The 21,704-nt window shown below is 67.9% G+C and carries 24 protein-coding genes; 14 read left to right on the plus strand and 10 right to left on the minus strand.

Translation table 11 applies throughout. The features are described from left to right. Positions 1-113: 113 nt before the first annotated feature. From DU484_RS11660 to DU484_RS11670, 3 genes are all read left to right on the plus strand, one after another. Positions 114-2,771: an alkaline phosphatase PhoX gene (locus tag DU484_RS11660; protein WP_114605972.1), complete on the plus strand. Its 2,658-nt coding sequence runs from the start codon at positions 114-116 to the stop codon at positions 2,769-2,771. A gap of 73 nt (positions 2,772-2,844) precedes the next feature. Then, positions 2,845-3,576: a hypothetical protein gene (locus tag DU484_RS11665; RefSeq protein ID WP_114586210.1), complete on the plus strand. Its 732-nt coding sequence runs from the start codon at positions 2,845-2,847 to the stop codon at positions 3,574-3,576. Between the two features lie 14 nt (positions 3,577-3,590). Then, positions 3,591-4,007: a hypothetical protein gene (locus DU484_RS11670; RefSeq protein ID WP_114586211.1), complete on the plus strand. Its 417-nt coding sequence runs from the start codon at positions 3,591-3,593 to the stop codon at positions 4,005-4,007. A 342-nt stretch (positions 4,008-4,349) separates the two neighbouring features. Here the strand turns inward: DU484_RS11670 and gatA are convergent, their stop codons facing one another. Both gatA and gatC read right to left on the minus strand, forming a co-directional pair. Continuing rightward, entirely contained in the window at positions 4,350-5,621 is a 1,272-nt protein-coding gene (gene gatA / locus DU484_RS11675) for an Asp-tRNA(Asn)/Glu-tRNA(Gln) amidotransferase subunit GatA (protein ID WP_114586212.1), read from the minus strand. Beyond that, a complete protein-coding gene (gene gatC / locus DU484_RS11680; protein ID WP_114587252.1) occupies positions 5,618-5,896 on the minus strand; it encodes an Asp-tRNA(Asn)/Glu-tRNA(Gln) amidotransferase subunit GatC in 279 nt (92 codons plus the stop codon). The genes gatA and gatC overlap by 4 nt, the downstream gene beginning before the upstream one ends. A 460-nt stretch (positions 5,897-6,356) precedes the next feature. On the opposite strand from gatC, the gene DU484_RS11685 reads away from it, so the two are divergent. The 3 genes from DU484_RS11685 to DU484_RS20010 are packed head-to-tail and all read left to right on the plus strand — an operon-like array spanning position 6,357 to position 8,176. Further along, complete coding sequence (locus DU484_RS11685; RefSeq protein ID WP_114605973.1) at positions 6,357-6,806, plus strand: GlcG/HbpS family heme-binding protein; 450 nt, start codon at positions 6,357-6,359, stop codon at positions 6,804-6,806. Between the two features lie 5 nt (positions 6,807-6,811). Next, positions 6,812-7,969 (plus strand): glutathione-independent formaldehyde dehydrogenase, encoded by a 1,158-nt coding sequence (locus tag DU484_RS11690; RefSeq protein ID WP_114587253.1) that lies wholly within the window; start codon positions 6,812-6,814, stop codon positions 7,967-7,969. Between the two features lie 54 nt (positions 7,970-8,023). Further along, positions 8,024-8,176: a hypothetical protein gene (locus DU484_RS20010; protein ID WP_187347695.1), complete on the plus strand. Its 153-nt coding sequence runs from the start codon at positions 8,024-8,026 to the stop codon at positions 8,174-8,176. Here DU484_RS20010 and DU484_RS11695 read toward each other — a convergent pair. Next, positions 8,173-9,276 carry a CobW family GTP-binding protein gene (locus tag DU484_RS11695; protein WP_114606778.1) on the minus strand — a complete coding sequence of 368 codons (1,104 nt, stop codon included), beginning with the start codon at positions 9,274-9,276 and terminating at the stop codon, positions 8,173-8,175. The two genes, DU484_RS20010 and DU484_RS11695, sit on opposite strands and share 4 nt — an antisense overlap. A gap of 152 nt (positions 9,277-9,428) precedes the next feature. Here DU484_RS11695 and trpB point away from each other — a divergent pair, with 152 nt between their 5' ends. Then, positions 9,429-10,583, plus strand: a complete 1,155-nt coding sequence (gene trpB, locus DU484_RS11700; protein WP_114586214.1) for a tryptophan synthase subunit beta — start codon at positions 9,429-9,431, stop codon at positions 10,581-10,583. Positions 10,584-10,700: 117 nt separating this feature from the next. Further along, entirely contained in the window at positions 10,701-11,687 is a 987-nt protein-coding gene (locus tag DU484_RS11705; protein ID WP_114586215.1) for a transcription initiation factor IIB, read from the plus strand. A 10-nt stretch (positions 11,688-11,697) separates the two neighbouring features. Here DU484_RS11705 and DU484_RS19565 read toward each other — a convergent pair whose 3' ends face one another. Further along, positions 11,698-11,856: a hypothetical protein gene (locus DU484_RS19565; protein WP_157969334.1), complete on the minus strand. Its 159-nt coding sequence runs from the start codon at positions 11,854-11,856 to the stop codon at positions 11,698-11,700. Between the two features lie 76 nt (positions 11,857-11,932). Here DU484_RS19565 and DU484_RS11710 point away from each other — a divergent pair, with 76 nt between their 5' ends. Further along, the gene (locus tag DU484_RS11710; protein WP_114586216.1) at positions 11,933-12,406 is read left to right on the plus strand and encodes an NUDIX hydrolase; all 474 of its coding nucleotides are present in this window, start codon (positions 11,933-11,935) and stop codon (positions 12,404-12,406) included. Further along, positions 12,403-13,053: a class I SAM-dependent methyltransferase gene (locus DU484_RS11715; protein WP_114605974.1), complete on the plus strand. Its 651-nt coding sequence runs from the start codon at positions 12,403-12,405 to the stop codon at positions 13,051-13,053. The genes DU484_RS11710 and DU484_RS11715 overlap by 4 nt, the downstream gene beginning before the upstream one ends. Before the next feature lie 20 nt (positions 13,054-13,073). On the opposite strand, the gene DU484_RS11720 is transcribed toward DU484_RS11715, so the two are convergent. After that, on the minus strand, positions 13,074-13,757 hold the full coding sequence (locus DU484_RS11720; RefSeq protein ID WP_114586218.1) for a PHP domain-containing protein: 684 nt from the start codon (positions 13,755-13,757) through the stop codon (positions 13,074-13,076). Positions 13,758-13,853: 96 nt separating this feature from the next. On the opposite strand from DU484_RS11720, the gene purL reads away from it, so the two are divergent. After that, the gene (gene purL / locus DU484_RS11725) at positions 13,854-15,974 is read left to right on the plus strand and encodes a phosphoribosylformylglycinamidine synthase subunit PurL (protein ID WP_114605975.1); all 2,121 of its coding nucleotides are present in this window, start codon (positions 13,854-13,856) and stop codon (positions 15,972-15,974) included. 1 nt (position 15,975) lies between these two features. On the opposite strand, the gene DU484_RS20015 is transcribed toward purL, so the two are convergent. After that, positions 15,976-16,149 (minus strand): DUF7550 family protein, encoded by a 174-nt coding sequence (locus DU484_RS20015; RefSeq protein ID WP_187347696.1) that lies wholly within the window; start codon positions 16,147-16,149, stop codon positions 15,976-15,978. Positions 16,150-16,239: 90 nt separating this feature from the next. Between DU484_RS20015 and hisF the strand changes: the two genes are divergently transcribed. Next, entirely contained in the window at positions 16,240-17,055 is an 816-nt protein-coding gene (gene hisF, locus DU484_RS11730; RefSeq protein ID WP_114586220.1) for an imidazole glycerol phosphate synthase subunit HisF, read from the plus strand. A 40-nt stretch (positions 17,056-17,095) separates the two neighbouring features. Beyond that, complete coding sequence (locus tag DU484_RS11735; RefSeq protein ID WP_114586221.1) at positions 17,096-17,947, plus strand: carotenoid biosynthesis protein; 852 nt, start codon at positions 17,096-17,098, stop codon at positions 17,945-17,947. On the opposite strand, the gene DU484_RS11740 is transcribed toward DU484_RS11735, so the two are convergent. The 4 genes from DU484_RS11740 to DU484_RS11755 all read right to left on the minus strand — a co-directional run bounded on the left by DU484_RS11740 (position 17,919) and on the right by DU484_RS11755 (position 20,748). Further along, positions 17,919-18,203 (minus strand): DNA-directed RNA polymerase subunit L, encoded by a 285-nt coding sequence (locus tag DU484_RS11740; protein ID WP_114586222.1) that lies wholly within the window; start codon positions 18,201-18,203, stop codon positions 17,919-17,921. The two genes, DU484_RS11735 and DU484_RS11740, sit on opposite strands and share 29 nt — an antisense overlap. Before the next feature lie 419 nt (positions 18,204-18,622). After that, on the minus strand, positions 18,623-19,249 hold the full coding sequence (locus DU484_RS11745) for a uracil-DNA glycosylase family protein (protein WP_114586223.1): 627 nt from the start codon (positions 19,247-19,249) through the stop codon (positions 18,623-18,625). 30 nt (positions 19,250-19,279) lie between these two features. Continuing rightward, positions 19,280-19,750, minus strand: coding sequence for a DUF5793 family protein (locus DU484_RS11750; RefSeq protein WP_114586224.1), 471 nt, complete (start codon positions 19,748-19,750; stop codon positions 19,280-19,282). A 107-nt stretch (positions 19,751-19,857) separates the two neighbouring features. Beyond that, entirely contained in the window at positions 19,858-20,748 is an 891-nt protein-coding gene (locus DU484_RS11755; RefSeq protein ID WP_187347697.1) for a CheF family chemotaxis protein, read from the minus strand. A 233-nt stretch (positions 20,749-20,981) separates the two neighbouring features. On the opposite strand from DU484_RS11755, the gene DU484_RS11760 reads away from it, so the two are divergent. Next, a complete protein-coding gene (locus DU484_RS11760) occupies positions 20,982-21,485 on the plus strand; it encodes a DUF7549 family protein (RefSeq protein WP_114586226.1) in 504 nt (167 codons plus the stop codon). Positions 21,486-21,704: the final 219 nt, after the last annotated feature.

The following is a 21,704-nucleotide window of genomic DNA, read 5'->3' on the forward strand; positions in this document are numbered from 1 at the left end:
CCGGGGTGCGGTACTGTGAGTGACACAACCACACCGGTCGCTCCACATTTTATTTCTAACAATATACGCACAATATAAACGACTTTTACCCAGCCCTCCCCCGGTCGACTCGCATGGTCGATTTGACTCGACGGAGTCTGATGGCAACGTCTACAGCAGCCGCACTCGGCGCCAGCGTCGCCGGCGTCGCGAGCGCGAGCGACTCGGAAATTTCGGAAGGGGACACGCCGGGCGCCCCGAGCGTCGAGGGAAGCCTCAAGCGCCTCTCGACGACGGCCTTCGGGGCGGAGGTGACGGGGCCGTTCGTCTTCGAGGACGGGTCCCTGCTCTACAGCCTCCAGCACCCGGAGGAAGCCAATCCCGAGCCCTTCGGTCGGGCGGCGGTCGGCTACTTCAGCGGCTTCACCTTCGAGTTCGACGGGAACAACGACGACTTCCCGGAGGTCGGCATCCCCGACACCGAGGAGAAACAGCGCCGGGTTCGATCCGAGGCCGGTGACTACACGGTCCTGATTCAGGGACGCGAACCGATCGGCGACGGCGAGGAACGGCTGGGGGTCACCCAGACGCCCGACGGCACCGACATCACTCAGCGCAACTTCGCCGGCACGCAGTACGGGGGCGCGGCGACGAACCCCGACTGCAACCAGTTCGTCCCGACGGACGAGGACGGCACCGAGGGCTACCTGTTCACCAACTGGGAGAACAGCCCCGGCTGCATCTCGCGGGTGTTCCTCAGTCAGGACGAGGACGGCGAGTGGAGCGCCGACCCCGAGGACGCGATGAACCTCCCGAACACGGACGCCTTCCGCGACATCGGCGGGACGCGGATCAACTGCTACGGCGACCTCAGCCCGTGGGAGACGCCCGTCTCCTCGGAGGAGAACTACGCGCATCCCCGCGTCTCGCTGACCCACACCGTCGGCGACGTCGTCGAGGCCGGGAGCGGCGAGGGCATCCTCGGTGCGTGCCAGTTCTGGAACCGACCGAACCCGTCGGAGATTCAGAGTGCGGTCGACGAGTACGACGAGGTCGACGGTTGGTACGTCCAGGGCTACTGGGCGATGACGGGCGTCGAGTTCCTCGCCTACTATCTGGGCGCCGAGCCGGCCGATCAGAGCGGCGACACCAATCTGGCGACGACGCCCATCGACGACGTCTACCCGAATCCGTACCGCTACGGCTACCACGTCGATATCCGTGAGCCGACCGCGGAGGAACCGGACCCGATCAAGTACTGGGTCGCGGGCCGTGCCTCCTGGGAGGCGCCGGACTTCCAGGGCGACGACCGGACCCTCTACGGCTGTTCGGACGGCGACAGCAAGGGTATCTACAAGTTCGTCGCCGACGAGTCGATCCCGAGCTACGAGAACACGGACGACATCGCGGGGATGCTCTACGCCCCGAAGATCACGAACGACGCCGCGAACGCCGCGGAGTCCGGCCAGCGTAACTCCCCGGCCCAGACGCCGCTCGAAGTCGAGTGGATTCCCCTCGGCCACGCCACGAACGGCGAGGTCGAGTCCTGGATCGCCGAGTACGACGACATCACGCAGGCCGACTACCTCGAAACCCACGCCGACACCGACTGGCAGGAAGACCCGGCGGCCGCCATCAAGGAGGCAGACCTCGAAGTCATCGCGAACGGCAACCGGAACTACATCACGAACGAGGAAATCGTCGAGTGGGCCGCCCAGTACGAGGAAGACGGCCCCGACGGCGTCGACGAGGACCTCCGCCGCGTCCCCTTCCTCGAGACCCGGGCGGCCGCGAAGGAGATCGGCGCCTCCATCGAGTTCAACAAGGCCGAGGGCGTCGACAGCGTCGACGACTCCCAGCCCGGCGACTTCGTCTACTTCGGCATCTCCGAGTTCAACGACGACCTCGCGGACGCGACGGGCGACGTGCAGATGGACCGCGTCGACGGCGGCGTCGTCTACCGCGCGGAACTCGGTCCCGACTACGACGTCTCGACGCTCGAACCGGTCATCACCGGCCCCGACTTCACCGACGGCCCGCAGGACGCCGACGACGCCCTCCGCAACATCGACAACGTCTACACGATGCGCGACGGGCGCGTCCTCTGCTGTGAGGACGGCTTCGGCGGTCCGTCTCGCTCCTACCCCAACGACGGGCTCTACGTCTTCCAGCCGAACGTCCAGGTCGACGTGGACTCGATGGCCGTCGGCTACGGGCAAACCGGGCAGGCGACACTCACCGCGTCGTCGCTCCCCACCGGCTTTTCGGGCGCCGAGGTCACCGTCTCGGTCTCGAACCCCGAAGTCGCCACCATCAGTGGCGTCGAGTTCCCCGACGACCTCGGTCTCACCGAGCGCTCGGTCAGTTCGGACGGGTCCACGGTGACGATTCGGGTCGCCGACACCGACCGCAACGTTCAGGCCGGCGGCCGGAACGTCCCGCTCGCCACCCTCACCGTCCGCGGCGACAGCACCGGCACGACCGACCTGCAGGTCGCCGTGGGGCAGATGGACGACGAGGACGGGAACGCCGTCGGCGCGAACGCCCGTACCGGCGTCCTCGTCACCGGCCCGCCGACGGTCACGGGCGGTGCGGCGCCGACCGACCCCGACGGCGACGGTCGCTACGAGGACCTCAACGGTAACGGCCGACTGGACTACGAGGACATCGAAATCCTGTTCAGCAACTTCGACGCCGACAGCGTGGCGATGAACGAGTCGGCGTACGACTTCAACGAGAACGGCCAGCTCGACTTCGACGACGTCGTCGACCTCTACGAAGAGGTCAACTGAGGCCGCTCGGTCGGCCCAGACGGCCGGCCCGCAGCGCCCCATCCCACCACCCCATTATCACCATACGACAACCATGACACGAGAGACACGATCGATTTCGATACTCGCCGACACCCGCCGTTGCACTGCAGTCGCGCTGGCGGCGCTCGCCCTCCTCGGGGCGGTGGCGGCGGCCGGGACGGCCACGGCACAGAGCAATCAGCCGACCATCGTCGTCACCGACGGCACGACTGCACCGGACGGAACCACGACCGTCGGAGTCGTCCTCACGAACGCCCCCGACGGTCTCGCTGGCTACTACCTCGAACTCACCGTCGAGAATCCGTCGGTGGCACGCATCGACGCGGCCAGCTACCCCGACCAGTACGGTCTCACGAGCGAGCCCGCGATCGAGGATGACGGGGCGACCGTCACCCTCGAAGCCGCGGACGTGGAAGGCGCCGTCGAACCCGGCGCGACCGACGTGACGCTGGCGACGGTGACGGTCGCGGGCGCCGCGCCCGGCGATGTCGAACTCACCGTCACCCCACAGCAGTTCGACGCCGACGACGGGAGCGCGTTCACCCCCGCCACGGCGGCCGGAACGATCACCGTGAGCGGCAGTGGCGACGCCCCGTCGGCCGACGGGGCGACCGACGCCGACGGCACCAGCGGGTCCGACGCCGACGGGACCGACGCGGACGGCGACGCCGCCGAGGGCGACGCCGACGCCGAATCCACCGAGGGCGACGGACCGTTCTCGCCGGTGCTGGTACTCGTGGCGGTCGCACTCCTCGTGGCCACCGGCCTCCGACGGCGCAACTAACCCCCCGACGACCCATGTCACAGTCAACTCCCACCCCCGACGACGCGGAATCGATCCACCGTGAGTACGTCCTCGACGTGCGCATCGTCGAGCGTCCGACCCCCGACGGGACGGTCTACCGGTTCGAAGCCCCACACCACGGCGGCGCCGAGTTCGACGACCCCGAGACGGCCGAACTGTACGCCGACGTCTACTTCGACGTCAACGGCTTCGACGAGTCGAAGGTCGGCGAGGAAGGCGTCCCGCCGGCGATCATCCAGGCCGGCCGGGACACCCTCGCCGCGTACTTCCACACCCAGTCGTACGGCGACATCAACTGGATCGCGTCCTTCTACGGCTTCAAGCCGGAACGGACCCAGCGGTTGATCGACCGAGTCCGCAAGCGCGCGGCGAAGATTCGCGAGGGCGTCAGCGACCGCGACTTGGACTGATCGCTCCCGCCGCCGCCTTCGAATATCATATATGAGAACTCAGTCCGTAACGTTATGTCCATCCCCGCCACCGATACAGGTGGGCGACTCGATTCGACACCGGCACGACGATAGGTCGTTCCGGGCAGTCGATTCGGCGCGGTTCCGGGGGGAACGCGTCGAGCGTCGAATCGGGGCGCCTCTCGCGTGTGACCCCTCGCTCTCGACCGCCCGTCGCAGTCGTGATTTTTGGGCGACTCGGGCGTTCACCGTCCCGCCCGTGGTATCGCCGAGCGACGTGTCGGTGTCGCCGGCGCGGATCGTTCGTGGCAGCAGCGTACGGGGATCGAAAACGAGCGCTCGTTACGCCTCGACGGCGCTCGCGGCGCGGACGATCGTCCGCTCGTCGAACGCGCCGCCGATCAGCTGGAGGCCGACCGGGAGTCCGTCCGCCTCGCCGGCGGGGACGGAGATGGCGGGGAGGTTCGCGAGGTTGACCGGCACCGTGTTGGCGTCGGCGAGATACATCTGGAGCGGGTCGTCGAGGCTCTCGCCGAGTTCGAAGGGGAGGACGGGCATCGTCGGCGACGCCAGCACGTCCGCCTCGGCGAGCGCCTCGTCGAAGTCCCGCTTCAGCCACGCGCGGGCGTCCTGTGCCTTCGCGTAGTACTTGTCGTGGTAGCCGGCCGAGAGGGCGTAGGTGCCGAGAAGGATGCGACGCTTGACCTCGTCGCCGAAGCCCTCCTCGCGAACCTGCGCGAACGCCTCGTTCCAGTTGCCCTCGCTCTCCGTCTCCGGCCCGTAGCGAACGCCGTCGAAGCGCGCGAGGTTCGAGGACGCCTCCGACATGGCGATGACGTAGTAGGCCTGCACGGCGCGCTCGACGGAGGGGAGGCTCACCTCGTGCGTTTCGGCGCCCTGTGCTTCGAGGTCGGCGAGGGCGTCCTCGAACGTCTCGACGACGCGTTCGTCCGCGCCCTCGATCAGTTCCGTCGGGACGCCGATGGTGAGGCCCTCGACGTCGCCGTCGGCGGCGCTCGCGTAGTCGGCGTCGGCGCCCGCCTCGCGGGTCGTCGCGTCGCGTTCGTCGGGGCCGGCGACGACTTCCAGCAACTCCGCCGCCGATTCGACCGTCGGCGCCAGCGGGCCGATCTGTTCCAGCGAGTTGGCGTAGGCGACGAGGCCGTACCGGGAGACCAGCCCGTAGGTGGGCTTGATGCCGACGACGCCACAGAAGGCGGCGGGACAGCGGATGGAGCCGCCGGTGTCGCTGCCGAGGGCCAGGTCGGCCTCGCCGGCGGCGACGGCGGCCGCGCTCCCGCCCGAGGAGCCGCCGGGAACCCGCGACTCGTCGACCGGGTTCTTGGTCGGGCCGAACGCGGAGGTTTCGGTGGTCGTCCCCATCCCGAACTCGTCCATGTTGGTCTTGCCGACGACCGTCGCGCCCGCCGCCTTCAGGCGCTCGACGACCGTCGCGTCGTACGGCGGCACGTACTCTTCGAGCATCGCGGAGCCGCAGGTGGTCCGGACGCCTTCGGTGGAGATGTTGTCTTTCACCGCCACCGTCCGGCCTGCGAGGGGGCCGTCGTCGTCGCCCTCGATGGTTTCTTTCGTGATGAACGCGTCGAGGCTCATGAGACGCTCGGACCCTTGAAGTAACCGTCCTCGGTCTCCGGGGCGTTGCGCAGTGCCTCCTCCTGGCTCAGTCCCTCGCGGACCTCGTCCGGACGCATGACGTTCACCAGGTCGGCCTCGGCTTCTACCTCGGGCACGTCGTCGAGGGCGTCGAAGTAAGAGAGGATGTCGGCGAACTGCACGGCGAAGCGGTCCACCTCCTCTTCGTCCAAATCGATCCGGGCGAGGTCCGCGACGTGGCGCACCTCGTCGGGGTCGACGGGCGTCTCGCTCATGTAGCAGGGGACTTCCGGGCCGGCACTAAGGGTTTCGGTCCGGCCGTCGACGTCGGGGGTTCCGACTGCCACGCCGCCCGCACGGAGGCGCGGCGATCCGTCGTCAGCCCGTCCCGCGCGCTCCCGCGAGCGCACCGCCGGACGAGAGTGAATGACGCGACGAGAACGATAGAACACCTATCCAGTTTGTTTAGGCCCGCCTAAAAAGCCTCGTCAGCGACGCTATACGCCGATTGGCGAAGACACAATTAGTAAATAGTTTCAATTACCTACTTTTCGTGGCGACGATCGGATTCACGTGTCGGCTGTTGTATATTATTTGAGTATGTCCCGTAGAAAGCGCTTTTTTACGGGTTTTACGGGGCCGAGTCGCTCCGCCATCGAGGCTCACGTGTGGCCGGTGGTATCTCGGGACGTAAGTGCAAATGTTTATGTCAGTGCGTTCGAAACATATGATTGGATGTCAGATTCTATTACACTTGACACTGCAAAGAAGTTGATCGATGCGGCCGAACGGAGGGCCGAGGAGATCGACAACCCGATGGTGATTGCGGTCACGAACGACGAGGGGAACCTCGTCGCGCAACGCCGGATGGACGACGCGTGGCTCGCCTCCGTCTCCATCGCCCGGAACAAGGCGTACACGTCCGCCGCACTGGACATGCCCACGCACGAACTCGCCGAACCCTCGGAGCCCGGCAACTCCCTGTACGGGCTTCAGACGACCGACGAGGGACGGATCGTCGTCTTCGGCGGCGGCTATCCGCTGCTGGACGAGGACGGTGACGTGGTCGGCGCGTTCGGCGTCTCCGGTGGCGCCGTCGAACAGGACATGGAGGTCGCGGAAGCCGGCGTCGCTCGGTGGGAAGAGCTTCTCGACACCGAGACTCCTCAGGCGGTGATGCACTGATGTCGATGAACGCCGTCGTCTACAAGGGACCACACGAAGTCGCCGTCGAGGAAGTGGCCGAGCCGGAGATCGAACATCCCAACGACGTCGTCATCGACATCACGACGACGTGCATCTGCGGGTCCGACCTCCACATGTACGAGGGGCGGACGGCCGCGGAGCCGGGTATCGTCTTCGGGCACGAGAACATGGGCATCGTCGAGGAAGTCGGCGATGCGGTGTCGGATCTCGAAGTCGGCGACCGCGTCGTCGCCCCCTTCAACGTCGCCTGCGGGTTCTGTGAGAACTGCGAGGACGGTTACACCGGCTTCTGTACGAACGTCAACCCCGGCTTCGCCGGCGGCGCGTACGGCTACGTCGCGATGGGGCCGTACAAGGGCGGGCAGGCGGAGAAACTCCGCATCCCCTACGCCGACTTCAACGCGCTGAAACTACCCGAAGGCGACGTACACGAGGATTCGTTCGCGCTCCTCGCGGACATCTTCCCGACGGGGTGGCACGGCACCGAACTCGCCAACCTCGAAGCCGGCGACTCCGTCGCCATCTACGGTGCGGGACCGGTCGGCCTGATGGCCGCCTACAGCGCGAAGATCAAGGGCGCGGCCGAAATCTACGTCGTCGACCGCGTGCCGAGCCGACTCGAACTCGCCGAGGAGCACTGCGACGCGACGCCGGTCAACTTCGAGGAGGGCGATCCGGTCGAGCAGATCAAAGATCTGCACGGCGGCGGCGTCGACAAAGGCGTCGACGCCGTTGGCTACCAAGCCGTCGACCCCGAGAAAGAGGCCGACTCCGCGTACGACCCCGCTCGCGAGAACCCTGCCGTCGTCATCAACAACCTCATTCGGACGGTGAAGCCGACGGGCGAACTCGGCATCCCCGGCCTCTACGTGCCGGAAGACCCCGGCGCGCCCGACGACATGGCCGCACAGGGTCGACTCGGCATCGACTTCGGCCTGCTGTTCGAGAAGGGCCAGGCGCTCGGCACCGGCCAGTGTAACGTCAAGTCCTACAACCGCGAACTCCGCGACATGATCATCTCGGGCCGAGCCGACCCGAGCTGGGTCGTCTCGCACCGCGTCGACCTCGAGGAGGCACCCGAGATGTACGAGGCCTTCGACAACCGCGAGGAGGGCGTCACGAAGGTCCTGCTGGAGCCGTAAGTCGACCCATCCGCAGCCCGATTCTTTATATTCACACCACGACTACCCGAACCCGTGTGCCAGTACTGTAGTTACCGCTACCACGACGGCTGGACGCAACTGCTGTCGTACGACGAGACGTACCAGACGGCGATGGGCGGCACGTCCGAGTCGACCTACGGCTTCCACGAGTCCTGGGACGACCTCCGCGAGGACGTGGGTATCTAGGCCTCGCGGGGGAACGGATCGGTCCCGGCTTCGCCTGGCTCGGCGGACTCGTCGGCCAAGCAGTCGTCGAGGGCGGCCGTGATCGCGTCGGCGTCGAGGTGCCGACCGATGATCACGAGCCGCGTCGCCGGATCGTCCACGCCCCACTCGCCGATCGGCCCGGCCTGAACGGCGGGACCGGCCTGGCTCACGCCGAGGACGGTCTCGGGACGGCTCGCGATCCATGCGAACCCCTTCAGCCGGACCACGTCGCCCTCCCACTCGTCGAGCCAGGCGTCGAAGTGGTCGGCGTCGAAGGGTCGCTCCCGGCGGTAGACGAACGACTCGACGCCGTGGGCGGCGGCTGCGGGCCGGTCGCCGTGGTCGTGACTGTGACTGTCGTCCGCGGCCTCGGCCTCGGCGAGTGCCCGCTTCCACCCCTGCCGTCGCCGGGCCTCCTCGAAGTCGAACAGGCCGGTCCCGAGAACCGCACCTGGGTCGACCTCGGAGTAGGTCGTCCGACGAAGCTCCGCCCGGGGCTGGAGCTCCCTTATCGCCGCCTCGACGGCGTCGAGTTCCTCGTCCGGAACCATGTCACACTTGTTCAACAGGAGCACGTCACAGAACTCGATCTGGTCGACGAGCACCTCGGTCAGCGGTCGTTCGGGTGCCGGCGCCGCGTCCGGGAGCGACTCGGCCGGGTCGAACGCCTTCCAGAACCCGTAGGCGTCGATCACCGAAACGGTGGTGTCGAGGCGGACGTTCTCGGGTGGTCCGGTCCCGTCGGTGCCCTCGGTCAGCGTCCGGGCGATGGGGATGGGTTCGCTGATGCCCGAGGCCTCGATAACGAGGTAGTCGAAGGACCGCTCCTCGGCCAGTCGAGTCACCTCCGTCACGAGGTCGTCTCCGAGGCGACAGCAGATACAGCCGTTCGAGAGGTCGATCACGCCGTCGTCGGTCTCCGCCGACAGCAGTTCGGCGTCGACGTTCACCTCACCCATGTCGTTGACGAGGACGGCGATGCGGCGGTCCCCCGGATCGTTCAGAAGGCGGTTGACCAGCGTCGTCTTCCCGGCGCCGAGCGGACCGCTGATGACCGTCGTCGGAATCGGAGGCGTCATGTGAGTTCGACTCACGGGATCGATCGTCATCAACCCCCCGCAGTCCAGCCGACGAGTTACCGACGTTGGTCGTCGATCGGCGATCGGTGGCTGTCGAACTCCACGCAATCGACGGGAAGGATTTTAGATACTCGGGCGAGCATCGACCGAGCATGTCCGACGGAGAGTTCGCCGGCTACGGCGGTCGGCACGTCCCCGAAGCGCTCGAAGAGCCCCTCGCACACCTCGCGGCCGCGTACGACGAGGTGGCGACGACCGAGTCGTTCCGAAACGACCTCCGACACCTCCTGGAGACGTTCGCCGGCCGCCCGACGCCGATCTTCCACGCCGAGACGCTGAGCGAGCGCTACGGCGCCGACATCTACCTGAAGCGGGAGGACCTGCTCCACGGCGGCGCCCACAAGATCAACAACACGCTCGGCCAGGCCTTGCTCGCGAAGCGGGCCGGTAAGTCCCGTCTCATCGCCGAGACGGGCGCCGGCCAACACGGCACCGCGACGGCGATGGTCGGCGCCCTCCTCGATCTCGATACGGAGATTTACATGGGCAAAAAGGACGTGGAGCGCCAGAAGATGAACGTCTTCCGGATGCGACTCATGGGCGCGACGGTCAACGAGGTGACCCGCGGCGGCGCGGGCCTCGCCGACGCCGTCGACGCCGCGTTGGAGGACATGGCGGCGAACGTCGACGACACCCACTACCTCGTCGGGAGCGTCGTCGGCCCCGATCCGTTCCCGCGGATGGTTCGTGACTTCCAGTCGGTCATCGGCGACGAGGCGCGCGAACAGATGCTCGACCGGATCGGCGAACTCCCCGACGCGGCGGTGGCCTGCGTCGGCGGGGGGTCGAACGCCATCGGTCTGTTCTACCCCTTCCGCGACGACGACGTGGCCTTCTACGGCGCCGAGGGCGGCGGCGAAGGAGAGGGATCGGGCCGCCACGCCGCGCCCCTCGCCGAGGGCGAGGACGAGGTGATCCACGGGATGAAGACACGCGTCATCGGCGAGGAGACGGAGGTCCACTCGGTGTCGGCGGGTCTGGACTACCCCGGCGTCGGCCCCGAACACGCCATGTACCGGGCGAGCGGGCGGGCGGAGTACACCGCCGTCACCGACGAGGAGGCGCTCGCCGCCTTCCGCGAACTCGCCGAAGCCGAGGGGATCATCCCCGCCCTCGAATCGAGCCACGGCGTCGCCCTCGCGACGCAACTCGCCGAAACGGGCGACCACGACACCATCCTCGTGAACCTCTCCGGTCGCGGCGACAAGGACATGGAGACGGCGGCGACGCAGTTCGACCTCGGGTAGTCGCGGGCGGTTGCGGACCGGCGTCACTGTGACCCGCACCAATCGATGCCGACACATTTAAATATTCGGCTGCAATCACGTTCTGTATAGAGCCGTTTTGCTCACTGATACAAACCAATGACCGATAGCGTACGCGGTTACACGACCGAGCGCTCGCGCGCGCGCGAGAGCGAAGACGAGACCGAGAGCACCGAGGAGGGCGAACAGCTTCGCTGTCCGGAGTGCGGTGGACAGCTCGCTACGGACACCGAACACGGCGAAACCGTCTGTGCCGACTGTGGCCTGGTCGTCGAGGAGGACGAAATCGACCACGGCCCCGAGTGGCGCGCCTTCGACTCCAAGGAGAAAGACCAGAAATCGCGAGTCGGCGCGCCGACGACCCAGATGATGCACGACAAGGGGCTGTCGACGAACATCGGCTGGCAGGACAAGGACGCCTACGGCAAGACGCTCTCCTCGCGCCAGCGCGAGAAGATGCAGCGTCTCCGCACCTGGAACGAGCGGTTCCGGACCCGGGACTCGAAGGAGCGGAACCTGAAGCAGGCACTCGGCGAAATCGACCGGATGGCCTCCGCGCTCGGTCTCCCCGAGAACGTCCGCGAGACGGCGTCGGTCATCTACCGACGCGCGCTCTCGGACGACCTGCTCCCCGGCCGCTCCATCGAGGGTGTCGCCACGAGCGCCCTCTACGCCGCCGCGCGACAGGCGGGCACGCCCCGCTCACTCGACGAAATCGCCACCGTCTCCCGCGTCGACAAGGACGAAATCGCGCGGACGTACCGCTACGTCGTCCGCGAACTCGGCCTCGAAATCCAGCCCGCGGACCCCGAGCAGTACGTCCCCCGCTTCGCCTCCGAACTCGACCTCTCGGACGAGTCGGAGCGACGGGCGCGTGACCTGCTGAAGACGGCGAAAGATCAGGGCGTCCACAGCGGCAAGAGTCCGGTCGGCCTCGCGGCCGCCGCCATCTACGCCGCGGCCCTCCTCACGAACGAGAAGGTGACCCAGAGCGAAGTGAGCGAGGTGGCGAACATCTCCGAGGTGACGATTCGCAACCGCTACCACGAACTGCTCGAAGCCGAAGAGCAGATTCAGGTTCCCTGACTTCCCTCTTCTACCCACGTTCGACCGTCACCGACGCGTCCGGTGGGACGGTAATGGTCGTCTCCTCGCTCGAGAGATCTATCTCTATCGTTCCCATCGACGACTCGACGGGGACGGTACGGTCCATCCGGCCGTCCCTGATGCGTACGTAGCTCACGGTGGAGGGCACCGACCGAAGTACTGGCGTGATGCGTCAAAAAGGTACGCGTCGGAAGGCGGATACGTCCGGCGGTCCAGAGCCGACCATGGAGACGACGCGACATTTCACTGCGACGATATACCTCGTCGCGGACGGGGCGACGGCGCTCCACGAACATCCGGGCCTCGGCATCCGCCTGCCGCCCGGCGGCCACGTCGACCGCGCGGAACTCCCCCACGAGGCGGCGCTTCGCGAGGCGACCGAGGAGACGGGGCTGGAGCCGACGCTTCTGGCCGAGGGCGACGACGTGCGCTCGGAGACGGCACGGGCCATCCCCCGCCCCCGGCACCTGATGCTCGCGGACGTGAACGTCTGTGACGGCGAGGTCGGCCACCAGCACGTCGACCACGTCTACTACGCCACCGTCGACGACCGGACCATCGACCCCGCGCCGGGCGAACCGGGGCCGGCAGCGTGGGCGTGGTACGACCGGGACGACCTGCGCGACGCCGACGTGGACGCCGACGTGCGACAGTTGGGCATCGAGGCCATCGAGACGGCGGCCCGGAAACGCGCATGAGCGACGAGAAACGCGGGGTTCGACGGGTCTTCGACGAAATCGCCGCCGACTTCGCGCGGACGCGCCAGCGCCCGTGGCCGGAGATAGAGGCCTTCGTCGAGGACGTCCCGGGCGGCGACGTCGCCCTCGATATCGGCTGTGGGAACGGGCGCAACGTCCCGCTGTTGGTCGGGGCGTGTTCGCGCGTCGTCGGCGTCGACTTCTCGCGGGAACTCCTCGCCATCGCCCGCACGGACAACCCCGACGCCGCGTTCGTCTGTGGCGACGGCACGCACCTCCCGATCACGGCGGGCGTCGCCGACGTGGCGCTCTGTGTGGCCGTGTTGCACCACCTCCCCTCGACCGGGGAGCGGGCCGCGCTCCTCGACGAACTCGGCCGCGCCCTCGCCCCGGGCGGACGAGCCTTGCTCAGCGTCTGGGCCATCGAACATTCGGCGTTCGACGGCGAGCGGGACGAGATCAGGGCGAACGACAACGACACCTACGTCCCGTGGACGGCCGACGACGGGTCGACCCACGACCGGTTCTACCACATCTTCGAGCGCGATGAACTGCGGGCACTGCTCGACGCGTCGCCGCTCGGCGTCGAGCGGCTGGACCTTTTGAACGGGAACTACTACGCGCGCCTCGTCGCCCCGGAGGGGTGACGACGGGCGCGCGCGGCGGCCTACAGCAGGTCGCCGAGCGCGCGGACGAGTCGGCGTTTCGCGCCGCCGGCGGCCTGTCGGAAGCTGATGCGCCACGGCGTGCGCCGACCGACGACGCTCGTCCGGCCGTCGGCGACGGCGGCGAGGATGCTCTCGGCCGTCCGCTCGTCGGCGTCGACTTCGGTGACCGCCTGCCCGACCATCTCGGCGATGTGGGCGTCGCTGCCGGCGGTCATGGGGAGGTCGTGGAAGGCGGCGAACCGCTCGGCCTTGCGGTTGGAGCGGCCGGTGAGCAGCCGGGAGTTGTACACCTCGATGGCGTCGGCGCTGGCGAGCGTCTCGGCCGAGATGTGGGGGGCAACGCCGTGACGCGATGCCTGGAAGGGATGGGGAACGACGGCGATGCCGCCCGCCTCGTGGATGCGGTCGAGTGTCGCCTCGAACGAGAGGCCGGCGGGCACCAGCTCGTCGACACCGAGGGCGAGGACGTGGCCGACGGCGGTCGTGATCTCCATGCCGGGAATGCCGATCAGACCGTACTCCGGGGCCATCTCGACCGCGTCGAGGCTGGCGTCTATCTCGTCGTGGTCGGTGACGGCGATGGCGTCGAGACCCACGGAGGCCGCCTGTTCGAGCAGGTGATCGACCGGATCCCGCCCGTCGTGGGACAGCGACGAGTGCGTGTGCAACTCGACCGATAACACACGCGTCACGTCGGTACGGGCGGTAAAAAGGGCGCCGATCCTCCGGGACCCGCCGATGGAAAGACATTACCTCCACAGCGTGAAAGACGGGGACGAATGAGCCTGTCCGATCCGGACCACGAACTCGTCGCCGCCGAACTCGGGCGGGACCCCACGCCCGCCGAGGCGGCGCTCTTCGAGAACCTCTGGAGCGAACACTGCGCCTACCGGTCGTCCCGGCCCCTGCTGTCGGCGTTCGACAGCGAGGCCGACCAGGTGGTCGTCGGCCCCGGCGACGACGCCGCCGTCGTGTCCCTGCCCACCTACGGCGACGACGCCGCGGAGACGTACGTCGCCATGGGCATCGAGAGCCACAACCACCCCTCCTACGTCGACCCCTACGACGGCGCCGCGACGGGCGTCGGCGGCATCGTCCGCGACATCCTCTCGATGGGTGCCTACCCCATCGCGCTGACCGACTCGCTGTACTTCGGCGGGTTCGACCGCGAACACTCCCGGTACCTCTTCGAAGGGGTCGTCGAGGGCATCGCGGACTACGGCAACGCCATCGGCGTGCCCACCGTGGGGGGAAGCGTCGAATTCCACGACGACTACGAGGGGAACCCGCTGGTGAACGTCGCCTGCGTCGGCCTCGTGACGCCGGATCGGCTGGTCACCGCGGAGGCGAAGACGCCGGGCAACAAACTCGTCCTCGTCGGCAACGCCACCGGCCGCGACGGCCTCGGCGGCGCTTCCTTCGCCAGCGAGGATCTGAGCGAGGACGCCGAAACCGAGGACCGCCCAGCGGTGCAGGTGGGCGATCCCTACACCGAGAAGCTCCTCATCGAGGCCAACGAGGCGCTCGTCGACGAGAACCTGATCCGCGCGGCCCGTGACCTCGGCGCCGCCGGTCTGGGCGGCGCCTCAAGCGAACTCGTCGCCAAAGGGGGGCTGGGCGCTCACATCGAACTCGACCGGGTCCACCAGCGCGAGCCGAACATGTCCGCGCTCGAAATCCTGCTCGCCGAGTCCCAGGAGCGGATGTGTTACGAGGTACGCCCCGAGGACGTCGAACGCGTGCAGGAAATCGCCGACCGCTACGACCTCGGCTGTTCGGTCATCGGCGAGGTGCAGGAGGGGAACTACGTCTGTACCTTTGAAGACGAGACGGTCGTCGACGTGCCCGCCGAGTTCCTCGCCGACGGCGCACCGATGAACGACCTGCCGATGGAGGAGCCAGTCGAGGCGGCGCGTGACCTGCCCGACGCGGACCTCGAATCGGCGTTCGACGCCGTCGTCGGGAATCCGAACACGGCGAGCAAGGAATGGGTCTACCGCCAGTACGACCACGAGGTGGGGACGCGGACGGCCCGGCGGCCGGGCGACGACGCGGCGATCATGGCGATCCGCGAGTCCGGAACGGGCCTCGCGCTCTCCGCGGGCGCGATTCCGGCGTGGACGGACGCCAACCCCTACGACGGCGCCCGCGCCGTCGCGCTGGAGAACGCGACCAACCTCGCGGCGAAGGGCGCCGTCCCCCACGCCGCCGTGGACTGTCTCAACGGCGGCAATCCCGAGAAACCCGACGTCTACGGCGGCTTCGGTGCCATCGTCGACGGGCTGGCGGACATGTGCCGTGACCTCTCGGTGCCCGTCGTCGGCGGCAACGTCTCGCTGTACAACGACTCCGTGGCCGGTCCCATCCCGCCGACGCCGACGGTGGCGATGATCGGCGTCCGCGAGGGCTACGACGCCCCGCCCCTGACCGTCACCGGCGAGGGGAGTCTGCTGGAAGTCGGCGCTCGCGGCGGCGCACTCGGCGGCTCGACGTATCTCGCCACGCAGGACGGGAGCGACGGCTTCCCCGACCTGCCCGCGGACCCGACGGCAGCCGTCGACGCCGTCCGGGCGGTGGCCGACCTCGACTCGACGCTCGCGACCCACGACGTGAGCCACGGCGGTCTCGCGGTGACGCTCGCGGAAATGGTCGGGTCGGCGGGCATCAGCGCGGCGGTCGAGGACGCCGCGGCCCTGTTCGACGAGACGCCCGGGCGGGTCGTCGTCGAGACGACCGATCCGGCCGCGGTCGAAGCCGCCGCGGGCGACGTGCCCGTGCGGGACCTGGGCGCCGCGACGGCCAAGGCGGACCTGACCCTGTCGGTCGGCGACGAGCAACTCACGCGGGACGCCGACGGGATTCGCGGCCTGCGCGACGTGATCGACCGCGAACTGGAGTGAGTTAGAACAGCAACGGGACGCCGAACGTCACCGCGAGACCGACGAGCAGGACGACGAAGCCGATGCCGACCTGTCCGGTCGTGAACTCTTGCATGGGCGACGTGACGCGTCCCTCTTCGTCCTCTCCGTGCGGGTGATGCTCGTGATCCGCGTGGTCGTCGTCGTGGTCGGTCATACGCCTCCGTCGGACGCGGCCGTACAAAAATACACCTCATCCTCGACACCGGGCGGCTTTTGACCGCCCCCGGCGTAGCCGGCGATACGGATGGCCGTAACCAAGCGAATCATTCCCTGTATCGACGTGGACATCGACGAGGACGGCGAGGCGGCCGTCTACACGGGCGTCAACTTCGAGGACCTGAAATACACCGGCGACCCGGTCGAGATGGCCCGCGAGTACAACGCGGCGGGCGCCGACGAGTTCGTCTTCCTCGACATCACGGCCAGCGCGGAGGGGCGCGAGACGATGCTCCACGTCGTCGAGCAGATCGCGGACGAGGTGTTCATCCCCCTGACCGTCGGCGGCGGCATCCGCACCCGCGACGACGTCAAGGAGACGCTCCGGGCCGGCGCGGACAAGGTGTCGATCAACACGGCGGCCATCGAGAATCCCGACCTGGTCGACGCGGGCGCCGCGGCCTTCGGCAGCCAGTGCATCGTCATCAGCGTCGACGCGCGCCGGCGCTACGACGAGCAGGGGGAACACTACGAGGAAGTCGACGGCGAGTCCTGCTGGTTCGAGTGTACGATCAAGGGCGGCCGCGAGGGGACCGGCGTCGACGTGGTGGAGTGGGCGCGGGAGGTCGAATCCCGCGGCGCGGGCGAACTGTTCGTCAACTCCATCGACGCCGACGGGACGAAAGACGGCTACGACATCCCGCTGACCCGCGCGGTCTGCGAGAACGTCTCGACGCCCGTCATCGCCTCCTCCGGCTGTGGTGGCCCGGAAGACGCCTACGAAGTGTTCACCGAAGCCGGCGCCGACGCGGCGCTCGCGGCCTCCATCTTCCACTTCGACGAGTACTCCATTCGCGACGTGAAGGAGTACTTAGACGAGCGCGGCGTGCCGGTCCGACTGTAGAACCGACAGAACTTACGGCCCCGCGTCGGCAGTCGATTCCGTGCAACCCATCTACCTCGTCTTCACCGGCGCGATGGTCCTCGCGTCGCTCGGCTGTCTGTGGGACGCGGTCGGTGATCGCGAGGGCTTGACGCTCTACGCCACCGCCGTCGTCTACGGCCTGATCCTCGAAAAGCTGGTCATCGTCGCCTTCGGCGCCTACACCTACCCCGCCGAGGCGTACCTCTTCGATGCCCTCGGGGTACCGCTGGCTATCGCCTTCGGCTGGTCGGCGGTCATCTACGCCGGGACGACCACCGCGCGGGCGTACGGCGTCCCGCTCCCCTCGCTGCCGGGCTTCGTCGCGCTCTACGCCCTCCACATCGACCTGTCGATGGACGCCATCGCCATTCGGGTGCCGTTCTGGACGTGGACGCCCCCGGGACCGTGGTTCGGGGTGCCGCTCGGCAACTTCTTCGGTTGGTTCGCCGTCGCCTTCCTCTTTGCCGGCTGGTTCGAACTCCTCCGGCGACGGGTCTCCCACCCGCTCGCGCTGGGCGGGGGGACGCTCGTCGCGGCGCTCGGCACGCTCCTCGTCGCGCTCGAACTCTGGACGACGTTCGTCGAGTCGGTGGCGCTCGGCGCGGGGATTCTGCTCGGCCTCGGTCTCCTCTCCGCGCTCGCACTCGTCCGGTGGTCGCCGACGTTCGCCGACCGGCCGGCGCGGAGCGCGGTGGCCGCGACGCTTCTATTCCATCTGTTCTTCATCGGCATCTTCGTCGTCACGGGCACCCACCGGACGCTGCCGGTGCTTGGGGTCGTGAGCGTCGCGGCCCTGGGCGTCGGCGTCGGCGTGCACGCCCTGCCGGGGCGAGTGGAGAACCTTACGCGGCGGCGTCGAACGCGGCCATGAAGTCGTCGGTGAGGTCCTGTACGCGACGGGAGGCGTCGGCCACCGCGTCGAGGGGGTCGGTGCCGGCTTCGGTCTTGACGGAGAGAATCGGATCGGTCTGACCGCCCGACTGTTCGGGGTTCATGTCGTACGTCGCCGCCATCACGCCGGCCGTCTCCAGCAACGCGCCCTTGAGGACGTTCATGAACGTGTGATCCTCGCCCGCGATCTCCATGCGGAGTTCCTCGTCGGTCTTCTCGATGACCCGCAGTTCCATACCCGTCGATACCGGTGGTTCGCGTTTCAAGCTTTCGTATACGAGCCGTCCGGCCGGCCGACGGAAGACGCCTCCGAACGAACGGGAGACGGCTACGACGTCTCCGAACGAACGGGCGACGCCACGAGGGCGTCCCCCGAACGGAGAACGTACGGGACCACACGTGGTGGTCGTTCGACTGACCAAGCCACTGCGAGGAGCACCTGACTCGCAATGCCTCTGCGATACGTGACGCGTCCGGCGGAAGGCCGACCGCGTCGGTCACTAGGTTTACGTATGTATTGAAAAATCTGTTGATACAGCCAATGTATTCCATAAATTCTGCTCTAACCACTCGTATGTTACTCGAAGCTGGCGTATGGCGTGTGGTCAGCCACTGCTACTGACGGGTGGTGACGAGATGACGGTCGGGCGGCGACTCACCGAACGAGATACGGATCGTTGCCCGCGACGAATCGGCCGAGGTCGGTCTCGCGGCGGTAGTCGGTCGCGCGGAGGCGGTCGATGGCGTCGACGAGGCTCGACGCGTCGTCGGACGACCACGCCGTCGGCTCGCGGATCGGCATGACGAGCCAGCCGCTTCCCAGCAGCTCCGTCGCGTGCAGCTGCTCGATGTCGAGGGTGGCCGCGTCGTGGGCGGTGCACGTCTCGACGACGTGTCGGATCGCTCGCTCGCCGACCGGGAGGAGGACGTGCGCGGCGATGGCGCGGAGTTCGGCGTCGAAGAAGGGTTCCATGGCGGCGTAGTCGTCGTCCGTCGGCGCACCCGTCGGAACACAGGTGTGGAGATAGGAGAGGAAGGTGTTGTCCACCTCGGGTTCGTCGCCCGTCGTTCGCAGGAGGCCGGCGTCGTGGAGGGCACGCTGGAGACGCCGGCCGGCGTCGCTCCGGGTGAACGGGACGCCCGTCTCGGCGCCGCCGTGGACGCCGGGATGGTCGCCGACGACGTGGAAGTGGGCGTTGGCGTCGCCGTAGCCCGGGACGAACCGCTCGCAGGGCGGTTGCATGCCGAACGGGTTGCTGACGCGGTCGGTGACGTTTCGCACGCCCACACCTACGCGTCGACGAACGTAAAACTAGAGTTCGACACCGGACGGGATGAGGCTCTTGGAGCGGAGCAGGCTCCCGTTGGCGTCGTAGACGAGGAAGGTACTCTTGGCGTACGTGGCGACCGTCTCGCCGTCGATGCGGATGACGACGCTGTAGCGGCCGCCGTCGTCCGTCGACTTGCCGTACTCGCGCGCGGCGCGGACGAACCGCAACACGTCATCGGCCTCCTCGTTGAGTTCGAGGAGGAAATCACCCGTGACGCGGTCGGTGACGCTGACGACGCCGGCGGCGTCGGGGTCGTCGAGCGGGTCCTGCAGGCGGAAGGCTACGTCCGTCTCGGAGGCCTCAAGCAGGTTCCCCTCCGCGTCGGTCAGGCGGTCGGTCAGCGTCTCCCTCGGTCCGTTGAAGTCGATGATGACTTGGGGCTCGGCCGGCGGATCGCCGGTCTCGACCCAGTCGATGTTGTCTGCCTCCAACTCGAAATGGTCGCGCCTCATTCCCTATCCTCGCCTTTGGGTTCAGACAGTATGAACGTAACGCCCCGCGTCTGACGCCCCAGGCGGGCGGTGCACGCCTGTCGCGACGGCTGGCGCGTCATACTGTATCAGTCGCCGACCCCGTGAGCCGCCGTACCGTCCGCCGAGGCGTCGACGTGTTCGGTGACGAGAATCCAGCCCCGGGAGGTGAGTTCGACCTCGTCGTCGCCGAACCGAACGAGGCTGGCTTTCTCGAGTCCGCGGAGGATGGCCGCCGACGCGTCCGACGGTCCGTCGAACAGCGTCGCCGGCGCGGCGGCACCGCGGAGCGAATAGAGTTCGTAGAGCGTCCGGACTGCAACCTTGGGGACGTCCAGCCCCCGTACCGCCCGTCGGATCTTGTCGTACTCCTGTCGGAGGTGTCGACCCAGTAAGTGCTGTATCCGCGGCGGGTCGACCGACAGATCCAGCGAGACGGCCCGGCCGTCTCTCACGTACTGGAGTTCGATCATCGTCCGTTGGTCCCCGAGCAGTTCCCCCTCGGAACGCGAGAGGTGGACGATCCTGTCGAGGTCGATCCCGAACGAGTAGTCGATGCCCGTACACCCGACTTTCCCGGGTGTGACCCGGAGCGTGCCGATGTCGAACGGTTGGCCGGTCACTCGGCCGCCGATCTCGGCCGGATGGCGGGCGGCTACCTCTCGCCCGTCGAGGAGCCACCGATAGAGGAGGCCGGCGTACGTCTCCAGGGAGTCACGCGATCCGTCGACGAACAGTACTTCCCGGCCGTCCTCCGCGTCGAATCCGACCGTCAGGACCGGGCCAGTGAAGAAGTCGGTGGCGACCCGCGGCGACGACCCAAGTCTGACGTCGAAGACGTCCGACTGCGCGACGGTGAGCGAATCCGTCTCGCTCTCCAGGCGGAGGTGGTCGTCTCCGAACGTGAGGTCCGCCGTGGTCGGCGCCTCGCCGACGCACTCACAGAACACGGTCGCCGAAAGCTCGATTCGACCCGACATCGTCACGTCGTACCGACCGTCGGGACGGCGAGTCCGGGGCTCGTCTCCGAACCGCGTCCGTGACCCACGGCATCGCCTGCCGGGAACCGCCGCCAACCGTCGCTCTGTCCCCCCATACGACCATCCAAACACCATCCGACGTATAGTAATTCGGACACAATTATCAGAGCTAATAGTATTCGAGCGGGCCGGCGCCGGTGGGTTTTATCCGATGGGCTGCGTCGGAGGCGCGTATGTGGGTCCGGTCGGAGTACGCCGGCGAACTGGCCGTCCTCCTGACGTGGCTGTCGGCGCTCATCCCGTGGAACGTCTCGTACGCCTCGAACCCGAGCGGCGCCGCCGTGCTGTTCGTCCGCTTCCCCCTCGCGCAGGTGCGGTACGTCTTCGGTCTGTCCATCGCCCGCGGCGTCGTCGTCTCCGACCCGCTCTCGGCGCTCGCGTTCCAGCGGGGGAGTCCCATCGCCGCCGCCTATCGGGTGTGGGCACTCGGCGCCGCCGTCTTCGCCGTCGCCCTCGTCGTCTCCGTCGTCTACTACCGGCGGGAGGCGTGGGCCGAGTCGTGGCCCGTCGATCCGGTGCGGCTCCTCGGCGGGCTCCTCGCCGGCACGGGCCTCGTCTTCGCGGGCGCGACGTACCTCCTCCTCTCGCGTGGCTTCTCGTCGCTTCCCATCCCGCTCGGCGTCGTCTTCTTGCTCCTGTTCGGCGGCCTCCTCCTGACGGTCGACCGGACGGCGTGAGCGGGGTCGGGTCAGCCGACGCCCGCCGGAGTCACAAGCTATAAGCCTCACGACATCCCGACTGTACGTGTGCATCCGCTTCGCGTCGTCCTCGGCGACCGCCCGTCGCCAGCGACGCGTGGCCCCGCGACCCTTCTGAAAAAACGCGAGCGGTAGTTTTCGCTCGCTGCGGGCGTAGCGACCCCGTCTCGGGCGCGCTTCGATCGGACCGTTCCGACA

It is taken from the genome of Haloplanus rubicundus, from assembly GCF_003342675.1.
In the GTDB taxonomy this organism is placed as follows: Archaea; Halobacteriota; Halobacteria; order Halobacteriales; family Haloferacaceae; genus Haloplanus; species Haloplanus rubicundus.

What these genes read in the sequence shown, in the direction of transcription:
- DU484_RS11660 (WP_114605972.1), top strand. Translation starts at nt 114, where the DNA reads ATGGTCGATTTGACTCGACGGAGTCTGATGGCAACGTCTACAGCAGCC.
- DU484_RS11665 (WP_114586210.1), top strand. Translation starts at nt 2,845, where the DNA reads ATGACACGAGAGACACGATCGATTTCGATACTCGCCGACACCCGCCGT.
- DU484_RS11670 (WP_114586211.1), top strand. Translation starts at nt 3,591, where the DNA reads ATGTCACAGTCAACTCCCACCCCCGACGACGCGGAATCGATCCACCGT.
- gatA (WP_114586212.1), bottom strand. Translation starts at nt 5,621, where the DNA reads ATGAGCCTCGACGCGTTCATCACGAAAGAAACCATCGAGGGCGACGAC.
- gatC (WP_114587252.1), bottom strand. Translation starts at nt 5,896, where the DNA reads ATGAGCGAGACGCCCGTCGACCCCGACGAGGTGCGCCACGTCGCGGAC.
- DU484_RS11685 (WP_114605973.1), top strand. Translation starts at nt 6,357, where the DNA reads ATGTCAGATTCTATTACACTTGACACTGCAAAGAAGTTGATCGATGCG.
- DU484_RS11690 (WP_114587253.1), top strand. Translation starts at nt 6,812, where the DNA reads ATGAACGCCGTCGTCTACAAGGGACCACACGAAGTCGCCGTCGAGGAA.
- DU484_RS11695 (WP_114606778.1), bottom strand. Translation starts at nt 9,276, where the DNA reads ATGACGCCTCCGATTCCGACGACGGTCATCAGCGGTCCGCTCGGCGCC.
- trpB (WP_114586214.1), top strand. Translation starts at nt 9,429, where the DNA reads ATGTCCGACGGAGAGTTCGCCGGCTACGGCGGTCGGCACGTCCCCGAA.
- DU484_RS11705 (WP_114586215.1), top strand. Translation starts at nt 10,701, where the DNA reads ATGACCGATAGCGTACGCGGTTACACGACCGAGCGCTCGCGCGCGCGC.
- DU484_RS11710 (WP_114586216.1), top strand. Translation starts at nt 11,933, where the DNA reads ATGGAGACGACGCGACATTTCACTGCGACGATATACCTCGTCGCGGAC.
- DU484_RS11715 (WP_114605974.1), top strand. Translation starts at nt 12,403, where the DNA reads ATGAGCGACGAGAAACGCGGGGTTCGACGGGTCTTCGACGAAATCGCC.
- purL (WP_114605975.1), top strand. Translation starts at nt 13,854, where the DNA reads ATGAGCCTGTCCGATCCGGACCACGAACTCGTCGCCGCCGAACTCGGG.
- DU484_RS20015 (WP_187347696.1), bottom strand. Translation starts at nt 16,149, where the DNA reads ATGACCGACCACGACGACGACCACGCGGATCACGAGCATCACCCGCAC.
- hisF (WP_114586220.1), top strand. Translation starts at nt 16,240, where the DNA reads ATGGCCGTAACCAAGCGAATCATTCCCTGTATCGACGTGGACATCGAC.
- DU484_RS11740 (WP_114586222.1), bottom strand. Translation starts at nt 18,203, where the DNA reads ATGGAACTGCGGGTCATCGAGAAGACCGACGAGGAACTCCGCATGGAG.
- DU484_RS11750 (WP_114586224.1), bottom strand. Translation starts at nt 19,750, where the DNA reads ATGAGGCGCGACCATTTCGAGTTGGAGGCAGACAACATCGACTGGGTC.
- DU484_RS11755 (WP_187347697.1), bottom strand. Translation starts at nt 20,748, where the DNA reads ATGTCGGGTCGAATCGAGCTTTCGGCGACCGTGTTCTGTGAGTGCGTC.
- DU484_RS11760 (WP_114586226.1), top strand. Translation starts at nt 20,982, where the DNA reads ATGTGGGTCCGGTCGGAGTACGCCGGCGAACTGGCCGTCCTCCTGACG.